The organism is Nitrospirillum amazonense, from assembly GCF_007828035.1.
GTDB lineage: Bacteria > Pseudomonadota > Alphaproteobacteria > Azospirillales > Azospirillaceae > Nitrospirillum > Nitrospirillum amazonense.
The window spans coordinates 96,989-108,609 of the sequence record NZ_VITV01000001.1; the positions used below are offsets into that span (position 1 = coordinate 96,989).

The window sequence follows — 11,621 nt, forward strand, 5'->3', positions numbered from 1 at the left end:
CGCCATGGCACCCTACCATGTTCCAGACCCTGCTTCGGCCGATACTTTAGAACCATTCCAAGATGGTTCAGCCGAGCAACCGTTGCCCCCCAGCCTCGCAGCGGCCGCCTTTCATGTGCTGACCACGGCGGCGCCAATGGAAAAGGTGCGGCTGACCCAGACCTATGCCGCCGCCTGGGCGCGAGGCCTGCTGTCGGATCTTCCCGGCCCCATCCCACCCGACCGGCCGGCGCGGCCGGAGCGGCCGGAACTGAAGCTGCCCCGCGACATGCCCAAGCGGCGCAAGGCCGGCAGCGTGGCGGGCCGCGTGGCCCTGCTGCACGCCCTGGCCCATATCGAGCTGAACGCCATCGACCTCGCCTGGGACATCGTCGCCCGCTTCACCACCTTCCCCGATGGCAGGCCGGCCCCCCGCGCCTTCAAGGACGACTGGGTGACGGTGGCGGATGAGGAAGCCAAGCACCACGGGCTGCTGGCCGGCCGTCTGGCCACGCTGGGCGCGGCGTACGGCGACCTGCCGGCGCACGACGGGCTATGGCAGGCCAGCGAGGTCACGGCCCACGACCTGGCCGCCCGCCTGGCCCTGGTGCCCATGGTGCTGGAGGCGCGCGGCCTGGACGTGACGCCCATGATGATCGCCAACCTGAAGAAGGTGGGGGACGAGGACAGCGCCGCCGTACTGCAGATCATCCATGATGAGGAGATCGGTCACGTCGCCGCCGGCCGCCGCTGGTTCGGCGTCATCGCTGCCGCCGCAGGGGAGGAGCCAGCGGAGCATTGGCGTGCCCTGGTACGCCAGTATTTCAAGGGCGACATCAAGCGACCCTTCAACGACGCCAGCCGCATCCGCGCCGACTTCCCGCCCGACTGGTACGAGCCGCTGGCGCCCCCGGAAACCATCCTGACCGGCGGGGCATCCCCGGACTGAACACCCCGTTACCATTCGGTAACAAACTCATCTTGGGCGGTGCCCATCGCCCTTGCTACCATCCGCGCCATCCGGCTGGGCCTATGCCCGGTTCCCGCCTTCCGCTGGTCGCCAGCCCCATCACGGTATTAAAACCCCCATGACCGCTTCCTCCTCCCGTGAGACCATGACCCGCCGTACCCTGCTGCGCCGCGGCCTGATGGCCGGTACCGCCCTCGTGGCCCTGACGGCCGCCCCCGGGCTGATCGCCCAACCCGCTGCCGCCGCGGAGCCGTCGGAGACGGAGAAGGCGCTGAACGCGTTCTTCGAGGATTGCTGGAACGAGGATCTGGCCCGCGACCCGCAGCAGCGCACCGTGCTGGGCCTGCCGGGCCCGCACGACAAATGGACCATTCCCGACGACGCCCACCTGCTGGAAAGCTTCCACCTGGCCGAACAGCGGTTGAAGACCCTGAAGGGCTTCAAGGTGTCGGAGCTGTCGCCCGGCGCCCAGGTCAGCGCCCGGCTGTTCGAGAATGAGCTGCAGCAGACCATCACCCAATATCCCTGGCGCAACCACAGCTATGTCATCAGCCAGCTGACCGGCCCCCACACCGACATCGCCAGCTTCCTGATCACCTACCACGCCGTCGGCAGCGCGCAGGACGCGGAGGACTATGTGGCCCGCCTGGTGGGCATCGCCCCGCTGATGGACGCCTACATCGCCCGCATCGGCAAGCAGGCCGACATGGGCGTGCTGCCGCCGGCCTTCGCCTTCAAATCCATCCTGGAAGCGGCGCGCAACGTCATCACCGGCAAGCCGTTCACGAACGGCGCCACCGAAAGCAGCCCCCTGCTGGCCGACTTCACGGAGAAGGTGACGGCGCTAAAGCTGGCCGACGCCGAGCAGGCCCGCCTGATCACCGCCGCGGAAAAGGCCCTGACCGGCCAGGTCCAGGCCTCGTTCCAGAAGCTGATCAGCACCGTGTCGGCGCTGGAGACCAAGGCCACCACCAGCAACGGCGTCTGGGCCCTGCCGGATGGCGAACGCTTCTACCGCTCACAAGTACAGCTGATGACCACCCTGCCCCTGGACCCGGCGGCCGTGCACGCCCAGGGCCTGAAGGAGGTGGCGGCGCTGCAGGACGAGATGCGCGCCATCATGGCCAAGGTGGGCTTCAAGGGCGAACTGCGCGCCTTCTTCGATTACCTGCGCACCGACAAGCGCTTCTTCGATCCGGCCACGCCGGAGGGCCGCGCCACCTTGCTGAAGCGCGCCACCGACATCATCGACAGGATGCGCTCGGACCTGGACCGGTTCTTCCTGACCAAGCCCAAGGCCCCCATCGTGGTGAAGGCGGTGGAGCCCTTCCGCGAGAAGGCCACGGCCAGCGCCTTTTATGAGCCCGCGTCGCCGGACGGGTCGCGGCCCGGCGTGTTCTACACCAACCTGTACGACATGTCGGTCAACCCCATCCCCATGCTGGAAAGCCTGGCCTATCACGAGGGCATTCCCGGCCATCACATGCAGATCGCCATCGCGCAGGAGATGGCCAACCTGCCCACCTTCCGCCGCTTCATCTGGAACAGCGCCTATGGTGAGGGCTGGGCCCTGTATGCCGAGCGCTTCCCCAAGGAGTACGGCTATTACCAGGACCCGTACTCGGACGCCGGCCGCATCGCCTCCGAACTGTTCCGCGCCGCCCGCCTGGTGCTGGACACCGGCATCCATCTGAAGCGATGGACGCGGGAACAGGCCATCGCCTACATGAACGACAATACGGCCAACCCCGAGCACGACAACATCACCGAGATCGAGCGCTACTTCGTCTGGCCGGGCCAGGCGCTGGCCTACAAGATCGGTATGAACAAGATCCTGGAACTGCGCGAGGCCGCCAAAGCCAAGCTGGGCACCAAGTTCGACATCCGCGCCTTCCACGACACGGTGCTGACCTCGGGCTCGGTCAACCTGCCGGTGCTGGAGGCGCTGGTGCAGGATTGGGTGAAGCGTACCGCCTGAGATCGATTTCAGTTGCCCCGGATTTGGGACGGCCATGCCAGATAGCCTGCCGTCCCCGCCATATCGGGTATGCGTCATATTATCACACAAACTGATGGTACGTGGCGCCGGGTCGTTGCACGGTGCCGCGTATAAGGCGTAAGGGTGGCCCAACCAAACGTGGCGCCCAATCCGACGAGAGCTTTGGCAGTTCACGGCATGCGTGGGGGCGGCATCCCGATCCGGGGCCGCCCCTTCGTGTTCTGGCCCTGGCCGCTTTCGTGCCCTACAGGCAAGGGTTGGAAACCGGCGGCCGGGGCACCGACAGCGCCGCCACCAATTCCGCCCGCAACTTGTCCAGCGACGCGGATCGCAGACCGCCCAGCATGCGTTGGGCGTCGCCACCACCACATATCTTGGCCTGGGCCTCCGGTCCCCGCAAGGCGGCAGCGTCCCGCTGCTTTTTCAGCCGCGCCTCTTCCGTTGCCTTCAACGCGTCCTTGGTGATGGGCGTCAAGCTGTTGGCGACCACGAAGTCGTCGATCTGGTCCAGGCCCTCATCCATGAAGCGGCGCAGCGCGTCATCCCCGTCCTGGCGGCAGGTATCCAACCCCTCGCGCAAGGCGACATAGATTCCCCGCAGGCACAGCACGGCGCCGTGGCCGCTGCGATCCTCCATCACCGTCTGCGGCTTGCTGCTGCCATCCCGCCATTGGTGGGCGACGACACCGCCGGCATAGGTGATTTCCCGCGTCTCGTTTCCCCTGGCATCCCGCCCCAGGCGCACCGTGGCACCGGCGGGAACCGGAACATCCCCCCAATCATCGGACGGCGCCGTCCCCGCCTGTGCGATCGTCGACAGGCCGACACCCAACAGTATGGTCAACATCAGAGCGCGCACGGTTTCCTCTCCACCCCAAGACGAAAGACTTCTTCGCCTGCGCCTGATTTGTGTCGGTAAGATGGTGGCCCCATCCGGCCCTGCCGCGTCATTTTGTGTCGTGTGTTGTATCGTGTGCCCGGAGGCCCGCCCAAGATGGATGCCATGCCTGAGATCCCGACACTCAAGACCGCACGCCTGCTGCTGCGCCCTTGGCTGCCGACCGACCGTGACGCCTTCGCCGCCCTGGCGGACGATCCCCGGGTGATGGAATTCCTCACCCCCCTGGACCGCGCCGGCAGCGACGCCCTGGTCGATCGCGTGCAAGCACACTTCGTCCAGCATGGCTTCGGCTATTGGGCGGTGGAGGTGCCGGGGGTGGCATCCTTCATCGGCTTCGTCGGGCTGGGCACCGTGGGGTTCGAGGCCGCCTTCACCCCGGCGGTGGAGATCGGCTGGCGGCTGGCCAGCGCGCATTGGGGGCGGGGTTATGCCACCGAGGCGGCGCGGGCGGTGATGCACGCGGCCTTCACCCGCTTTGACCTGCCAGAGGTGGTGGCCCTGACCGTGCCGGCCAACCGCCGGTCCCGCGCCGTCATGGAACGGCTGGGCATGGCCCACGACCCGGCGGAGGATTTCGACCATCCCCGCCTGGCTGAAGGCCACCCCCTGCGCCGCCACGTGCTGTACCGCAAGCGCCGCGCTTAAACCGCCGGCTGGATGGCCGGCCGGCAACAAGACCTGGACGCGCCGCCGCAGCCGGCGTAAGCGCTATCCGCCCGCCACAGCACAGCGGCATCGGGCGCCTTGGAGGGAATGGGATGGATCAGCGGACGCTTGCCGCCTACGACACCGCCGCAGAGGCCTACGCCGAGGACTGGCACAGCCAGCCGGCGCCATCGGACCTGCACGATCTGATCCGCCGGCACTTTACGCCCGGCCAGCCCACGGTCGACATCGGCTGCGGCAGCGGGCGGGAGGTCGCGTGGCTGGCGGCCAACGGCTATCCGGCCGTGGGCTATGACGCCTCCGAAGGCTTGCTGGCGCAGGCGCAGGCCCGCTACCCCGGGCTGGACTTCCACGCCGCCAGCCTGCCCGACTTGGCCGGGCTGCCCGACCACGGCTATGCCAACGTGCTGTGCGAAACGGTGATCATGCACCTGGGCGCCGGCTTGGTCGCGCCCGCCGTCCGTCGCCTGGCCAGCCTGGTACGTCCGGGCGGCACCCTTTATCTCAGCTGGCGGGTGACCCGCGGCGCCGACGCGCGCGACGGCGCCGGGCGCCTCTATGCCGCCTTCGACAGCCGCCTGGTGCGGGAGGCGCTGGCCGGTGCGTCCCTGCAGCTGGATGAGGAGGCCACCAGCGCCTCCTCCGGCAAGACCATCCACCGTCTGGTCGCGCGGTTCTGAAAAGGGCTCCTTTGAAAATGATAAGGGCCGGTGGATCGCTCCGCCGGCCCTTTATTACGTTATCAAAACAACATAGGCGGACTGCGGCTTACGCCTCCGCCTCATCGCCCTGCCCCTTGATGCGGTGGGCCAGGGCGGCCTGCAGGAACTCGTCGATGTCGCCATCCAGAACGGCCCCGCTCTGGCTGGTTTCGACCCCGGTGCGCAGGTCCTTCACCATCTGGTAGGGCTGCAGGACGTAGGAGCGGATCTGGTGGCCCCAGCCGATCTCCGTCTTCTGCGCTTCCAGGTTGGCGGCGGCCTCCTCACGCTTGCGCAGCTCCATCTCATAGATGCGGGCGCGCAGCATGTCCCAGGCCTTGGACCGGTTCTTGTGCTGGCTGCGTTCCTGCTGGCAGGCGACCACGATGCCGGTGGGCATGTGGGTCAGGCGCACGGCCGAGTCCGTCTTGTTCACGTGCTGGCCGCCGGCGCCCGAGGCGCGGTAGGTGTCCACCCGCACGTCCTTCTCGTTGATCTCCACCACGATCTTGTCGTCGATGACAGGGGTGACGGAGACGCTGGAGAAGCTGGTATGCCGGCGGGCCTGGCTGTCGAAGGGGCTGATGCGCACCAGGCGGTGCACGCCCGATTCCGTCTTCAGCCAGCCATAGGCGTTGTGGCCCTTGATCTGGATGGTGGACGACTTGATGCCGGCCTCTTCCCCGTTGGTCTCGTCCAGCAGTTCGACCTTGAACTTATGCTGTTCGGCCCAACGGCTGTACATGCGCAGCAGCATCAGGGCCCAGTCCTGGGCCTCCGTCCCGCCGGCGCCGGCGTTCACTTCCAGATAGCAGTCGTTGGCGTCGGCCTCACCCGACAGCAGGCTTTCCAGCTCCAGGGCCGCGGCGCGCTTCTGCAGGGCGACCAGGCCCTGCTCGGCGTCGGCGATGATCTCCTGGTCGCCTTCCAGCTCACCCATCTCGATCAGCTCGATGCCGTCGTTCAGGTCGCGCTCCAGCGCGCGATAGCCTTCGATGGCGGTCTCAAGCTGGGTCTTTTCCCGCATGATCTTCTGCGCACGGTCGGAATCGTCCCACAGCTTGGGGTCTTCCGACAGGGCGTTCAGTTCGTCGTAGCGGCGGAGGGCATTCTCCCAGTCAAAGATGCCTCCTTAGCAGCGTCAAGGACTGTCGCACAGCCTCGACGACCGCCTCGATCTCGGCCCGCATCGCGGTCCTCCTCGTCTCGGGTCATAAAATGGTCTTGTAACGGACCGCTTAGATAACCGCTTGGACGCCCGATTAAAACCCTGCATTTCGATGGAGGGCCTTGCGACGCCCGCCCCCCCTGGTCACGTGCAAAAAGGGTCACGTGACAAAAAAGGGCGCCCCCGAGGGGACGCCCTTCAAGGTCCGGGTCAACAAGGTGGGGGTCGTCAGCCGACCATGGCCAGCGAGGCCTCGTTGATCCGGCGGGTCAAGGCGTTGGCGCCATTGGTGGCGTCGGCGATCTTGGTCAGGCTTTCGCTGATGCTGGAGACGCCGTCGGCGGCGGTCTGCATGTTGCACGAGATGTCGCGGGCCACCGCGTTCTGTTCCTCCACCGCCGCCGCCATAGCGCCGGAGATGGCGCTGATGCGGTTGATGATGCCGCCGATGCCCTGGATGGCGCTCGCCGATTCCGTGGTGGCCAGCTGCACCGTGCTGATCTGCTCGGCGATCTCGCCCGTGGCCTTGGCCGTCTGGTTGGCCAGGGCCTTGACCTCGCTGGCGACGACGGCGAAGCCTTTGCCGGCCTCACCGGCGCGCGCCGCCTCGATGGTGGCGTTCAGAGCCAGCAGATTGGTCTGGCTGGCGATGTCGCTGATCAGCTTCACCACCTCGCCGATGCGCTGGGCGGCGCTCAGCAGGCCGGAGACGGAGGCGTTGGTCCGGTCCGTCTGATGCACCGCGTCCTCGGAAATCTTGGAGGCTTCCGCCATCTGGCGGCTGATCTCCTCGATCGAGGCCACCAGCTCGGTGGCGCCGCCGGCGATGGCCTGCACGTTGCCCGAGGCGATCAAGGCGGCGTTGGAGGCGTGGCTGACCTGCTCATCGGTCACGGTCATGGCGCCGGCTAGGCCGTTCAGGTCCTGGGAAATCACCTTCTGCGTGGCGGCGCGGCGGTCGCGCGCCTCGACCTGCTCGGTGATGTCGGTGGCGAACTTGACCACCTTGTAGGGCTTGCCGCTGATGTCGAAGATGGGATTGTAGGTTGCCTGGATCCACACGGCGCGGCCGCCCTTGCCCAGGCGCTTGTATTCGGCCGACTGGAACTCGCCCCGGGCCAGCGCCGCCCAGAAGCGGCGGTACTCGTCACTGGCCTTGCAGGCCGGGTCCACGAACATGCTGTGGTGCTGACCCTGGATCTCCGCCAGGCTGTAGCCCAAGGCGTTCAGGAAATTCTCGTTGGCCGTCAGGATGGTGCCGTCCATCTTGAACTCGATGACGGCTTGGCTCTTGTGGATGGCCTTCAACTGGCCGCACAGGTCGTCGTTCCGCGACCGGCGCTCGGTGATGTCGGTCGCCAGCTTGATGACCTTCACCGGCTTGCCGGTGATGCCGAACACCGGGGTGTAGGTCGCCTGCAGCCAGACCTCCCGGCCGCCCTTGGCCACGCGCTTGTATTCGGCGGTCTGGAATTCACCGCGGGCTAGGCTGGCCCAGAAGTTCCGATACTCGTCGCTGTTCCGGTAGGTCGCGTCCACGAACATGCTGTGGTGCCGGCCCTGGATCTCCGCCAGGGTATAGCCCATGGCCTTCTGGAAGTTCTCGTTGGCCGTCAGGATGGTGCCATCGAGTTTAAATTCAATGATGGACTGGGAGCGGTTGACAGCATCCAGAATGGACTTCAGATCAGAGCCCGCACCCTGTGAAAACAACCCGTTCATCATGATCGACCCCGATCTTCTGATTATTGCGCGTGGTCAGGATTACCCGACCGGACATGCAAAAAATTAGGGCCGTATCCTTAAGTTTCCCTTAAATGCACAGACTACAAATACCTTGGTTAACGGTTTAAATTCAGGCACTTAGCATGTCATTCACATGCCATTCATTACTAACCTGAAGGATTGGATCACCTTACAGTTGAACTCATTTTACTGCTAACGATCCGCATCAAAAACGGCTGGGCCGCCCCACGCGTGGTGGGACGGCCCGGCCTTTCGACAACCAATAGAATGATGCGCGCATCAGAAGCGGTAGCCCACGCCAAAGCCGACCAGCCAGGGGTTGATGTCAACGTCCGCCTTGATGGGCGTGCCCAGGCCGGCGTTCACCGTGGCCGTGGTGTTGAGCATCAGCTTCTTCAGGTCCAGGTTCAGGGACCAGTGGTCGTCCAGTTTGTAATCGACGCCGGCCTGGAAGGCGTAGCCGAAGGTGTTGTCGTACTTCAGGCCCAGGGCATCGCCCTTGTCGACGCCGTAGAACAGCGTGTAGTTCACACCGACGCCAATATAGGGGCTGATCTTCTCATGCGGCATGAAGTGGTACTGGAAGGTCAGCGTCGGCGGCAGCAGCCAGACATTGCCCAGGTCCACCTTGCCCAGCGGCGTGCCCGACGCCTTCACATTGTGCGGCGTGGTGCCGGCGATCAGTTCCGCGGCAATGCTGTCGGTGAAGAAGTAGCTGAAGTCCACTTCCGGCACGATGGCCGTGCTGATGTCGGTGTGGCCGGGAATACCGGCGCCCCCCAGCGACAGGGAGCTGCCGACGTCCGGCGCCACCACAAGGGCGCGACCGCGGATCAAAAAATCACCAGCGTCGGAGGCATGAGCCGCCGGGGCCACACCGTAAATCCCGGCCAAGAGCGCAGCGGCAGCCACCGTGACGGACAAGAACTTCATCACTTACCCCTCCTTGAACAGTGCGGCCGGCGAATGTTCCACCACCTTGGCGCCGCACTTATTTTTCAATGAGAGGAGTTTTATTGGAGTTCTGGCCGCCTATCCCTGACCTGTATCAATCAGCATCTTCCAGCGACGCAATACGGACCGGCGGAAAGGCCATGACTGGATCATCGCCTACCCCGGCAACCAGGGCCGCCGCGATGGCGTCCAGGTCGGCGCCATCCAGCCGCATCAGCCCCACGGGCAGGCTGAACCCCCAGCCCATGGCCGCCAGCGCCCCGTCCAGCACGGCGGCCAGCGGCACCGGCCGCGACGGCAGATAGGCGACCGGCACGCAGGCCCACGCCCGGCCGGCGGCGTCATGCTCGACATACGTCCCACCGGGCAGGACGTGGCCCACCGCCAGGAAACAGGAGCCACCCGAGGCGTCAGGGGCAAAGCAGGCCACACGCTGCCCCGCCGCCACGCGGCGCAGCACGCCGTCGTGGCGGACCGGCAGGCGCACGTCCCCGGCCGCCCGGCCCCGGCCGATGGCACCGACGGAGGCCACCCACACCCACCCCGGCATACCGGTGGCCAGGGGCATGGCAGGCGGCAGACAGCGGGAAGCGGGGGCGGTTTCGGGGGTCATGGCGGCGCTCCATCGACGGATAGATCTGCATCCTAGCGTTACCCCCTGACAGATCCTGTCAGCAGCATCGCCACCCTCGCCAAACCATTCGGCAGGCGGTAGGGTCCCTGCCTTTCGCGCACGCTCGATAGGCGCCTAGCTCCATACCCGCCTGGGGGGACAGCATGCTTTTACGGATCCCGATACTGGCCGGCCTGGCCGCCGGCGCCGTTACCCCTGCCTGGGCCCCCGCTTGGGCCCATGATTGCCAGCCCTACCAGCCGGAGCCCGTGACCCTGACGGGGGAGATTACCCTGCAGCACGGCACCCGCAGCGGCGCCAAGGGCGTCACCCATGAGGACTATTACGTGCTGACCTTGCCGCAGATGATCTGCGTGGCGGGCGGCACGGCGGAAACGGATGAGGACGTGGAGTCCATCGACGCCCTTCAGCTGAAGCTGCCCCAGGGCGTCAAGCCCCCGCTGGGCCGCCGGGTGGCCGTGACCGGCACCCTGTTCCACCGCCTGGCCGATGGCCATACCGAGGTGCTACTGACCTATGACAGCATGAAGCCGGCGCCTTAAGGGGCCTCCGGGTCCATGGCGTCCATCTCCGCCTTCCAGTCGGCCAGCAGGGCGTGGCGGCGGCGGGGATAGCGGTCGGCCTCCACCGTCACCTCGACGATGCGGTCGGTGCGGAAGTGGCGGAAGGCCTGCCGCGTCTCGCACCACGCCGCCACCATGCGGATGCGCTCCATGAAGGCCAGGGCGAAGGGCCAGATGGTGCGGTCGCTGGCCCGCCCTTGCCCGTCGGTGTAGGCGATGCGCAGCTTGCGCTCCGTCCGGATGGCGCGGCGGATTTCCGTCAGGTCGCGCGGTTCCGTCACGCTGGGCTTCAGCGACACCGGCACCAGGCCGCTGTCCTCCGCCAGGGCCTTCAGGTCGGCCGGCAGCACGGCCGTGATCTTGGCGGTGGCGTTCTGCGCCGCCAGGCCCAGGGGGCCGTCGCCCCGCTGCGCCACCCAGCGCAGGCCCAGCACCAGGGCCTCGATCTCATCATCGCCGAACATCAGGGGCGGCAGCATGAAACCGGGGCGCAGGACATAGCCCAGGCCGGCCTCCCCCTCCACCGGCACGCCCTGAGCCGCCAAGGTGGCGATGTCGCGATAGACGGTGCGGATGGAAATCCCCAGCTCCCCCGCCAGGTCGGCGGCCGTCACCGGCCGGCGATGGCGGCGCAGGGCCTGGATGAGGTCGAGCAGGCGGGCGGAACGGGACAAGGCGGCGGGTCCGGATGAATCAAGGTCACCGCCAGGATAGCCCGCGCGCCGTCAGGCCGTCTGCACCAACCCGTCCGTCACCACCGGGAAATTGACGGAGTTGGCGATGAAGCAGAAATGATGCGCCTTGTCGTGCAGCGCCTGGGCCAGCGCCGCATCGCCACCGGCGGCGATGGTCACCGTCGGGCGCAGGGTGACCTGGGTGAAGTGGCCGTTGCCGTCCGCCGTCTCCACCATCATGCCCTCCGCCTGGTCCTGGTAGGCGGTGACGACCAGCCCGGCCTCGGCCGCCAGGTGCAGGTACCACAGTTTGTGGCAGGTGGAGAGGGAGGCGACCAGTATCTCCTCCGGATTGTAGCGGGTGGCGTCGCCCAGGAAGGCGGGGTCGGAGGAGCCGGGGATGATCGGCTTACCCGCCGCCTGGATCTCATGGTCGCGAGTGTAGGCGCGATAGTTGGCCGTGCCCTGCCCCTTGTTCCCGGTCCAGGTGACGGTGACGCGGTAGGTGTGTTGCTTGCCGGCCATGATGTCGCTCCCTTTGGCTGATGGTTGTTGCCGGCATTGGAGGGGAGCCACTCTTGTTGCGCCAGGGGGAACCACCGCAGAACGGACATGCGCTCTGACCCTGGGCGGTGTACGATTTCGGACAGTATTGTGGGGGACTTT

Annotated in this window: 12 protein-coding genes; 5 read left to right on the forward strand and 7 right to left on the reverse strand. The window is 66.6% G+C overall.

All coding sequences use genetic code 11. The annotated features are described in order from the left end of the window. Positions 1-136 precede the first annotated feature (136 nt). Both FBZ87_RS00415 and FBZ87_RS00420 read left to right on the forward strand, forming a co-directional pair. Positions 137-928 carry a ferritin-like domain-containing protein gene (locus FBZ87_RS00415; RefSeq protein WP_425465723.1) on the forward strand — a complete coding sequence of 264 codons (792 nt, stop codon included), beginning with the start codon at positions 137-139 and terminating at the stop codon, positions 926-928. Between the two features lie 139 nt (positions 929-1,067). Further along, the gene (locus FBZ87_RS00420) at positions 1,068-2,927 is read left to right on the forward strand and encodes a DUF885 domain-containing protein (protein ID WP_246134165.1); all 1,860 of its coding nucleotides are present in this window, start codon (positions 1,068-1,070) and stop codon (positions 2,925-2,927) included. Between the two features lie 265 nt (positions 2,928-3,192). Here FBZ87_RS00420 and FBZ87_RS00425 read toward each other — a convergent pair whose 3' ends face one another. Further along, positions 3,193-3,795, reverse strand: a complete 603-nt coding sequence (locus FBZ87_RS00425) for a hypothetical protein (RefSeq protein WP_145608271.1) — start codon at positions 3,793-3,795, stop codon at positions 3,193-3,195. A 156-nt stretch (positions 3,796-3,951) separates the two neighbouring features. Here FBZ87_RS00425 and FBZ87_RS00430 point away from each other — a divergent pair, with 156 nt between their 5' ends. Together FBZ87_RS00430 and FBZ87_RS00435 are read left to right on the forward strand one after the other, a co-directional pair. Further along, positions 3,952-4,494, forward strand: a complete 543-nt coding sequence (locus FBZ87_RS00430; protein WP_211106796.1) for a GNAT family N-acetyltransferase — start codon at positions 3,952-3,954, stop codon at positions 4,492-4,494. A gap of 113 nt (positions 4,495-4,607) precedes the next feature. Continuing rightward, positions 4,608-5,195 (forward strand): class I SAM-dependent methyltransferase, encoded by a 588-nt coding sequence (locus FBZ87_RS00435; protein WP_145608275.1) that lies wholly within the window; start codon positions 4,608-4,610, stop codon positions 5,193-5,195. 88 nt (positions 5,196-5,283) lie between these two features. Here FBZ87_RS00435 and prfB read toward each other — a convergent pair. From prfB to FBZ87_RS00455, 4 genes are all read right to left on the reverse strand, one after another. Next, positions 5,284-6,406 (reverse strand): peptide chain release factor 2 gene (prfB, locus tag FBZ87_RS00440; RefSeq protein WP_145608277.1). Its coding sequence is split into 2 segments (ribosomal slippage): positions 5,284-6,336 and positions 6,338-6,406, totalling 1,122 coding nucleotides; the frame shifts between segments, so codons are not numbered across the junction. A gap of 206 nt (positions 6,407-6,612) precedes the next feature. Beyond that, positions 6,613-8,109, reverse strand: coding sequence for a methyl-accepting chemotaxis protein (locus tag FBZ87_RS00445; RefSeq protein WP_246134166.1), 1,497 nt, complete (start codon positions 8,107-8,109; stop codon positions 6,613-6,615). Positions 8,110-8,409: 300 nt separating this feature from the next. Then, positions 8,410-9,063, reverse strand: coding sequence for an OmpW/AlkL family protein (locus FBZ87_RS00450; RefSeq protein WP_145608279.1), 654 nt, complete (start codon positions 9,061-9,063; stop codon positions 8,410-8,412). 115 nt (positions 9,064-9,178) lie between these two features. After that, positions 9,179-9,697, reverse strand: a complete 519-nt coding sequence (locus FBZ87_RS00455; RefSeq protein WP_145608281.1) for a hypothetical protein — start codon at positions 9,695-9,697, stop codon at positions 9,179-9,181. 164 nt (positions 9,698-9,861) lie between these two features. Between FBZ87_RS00455 and FBZ87_RS00460 the strand changes: the two genes are divergently transcribed. Continuing rightward, positions 9,862-10,260, forward strand: a complete 399-nt coding sequence (locus FBZ87_RS00460; protein ID WP_145608283.1) for a hypothetical protein — start codon at positions 9,862-9,864, stop codon at positions 10,258-10,260. On the opposite strand, the gene FBZ87_RS00465 is transcribed toward FBZ87_RS00460, so the two are convergent. Continuing rightward, positions 10,257-10,955, reverse strand: a complete 699-nt coding sequence (locus tag FBZ87_RS00465; protein ID WP_145608285.1) for a helix-turn-helix transcriptional regulator — start codon at positions 10,953-10,955, stop codon at positions 10,257-10,259. The two genes, FBZ87_RS00460 and FBZ87_RS00465, sit on opposite strands and share 4 nt — an antisense overlap. 51 nt (positions 10,956-11,006) lie before the next feature. Further along, entirely contained in the window at positions 11,007-11,480 is a 474-nt protein-coding gene (locus FBZ87_RS00470) for an OsmC family protein (RefSeq protein WP_145608287.1), read from the reverse strand. Between the last annotated feature and the right edge of the window lie 141 nt (positions 11,481-11,621).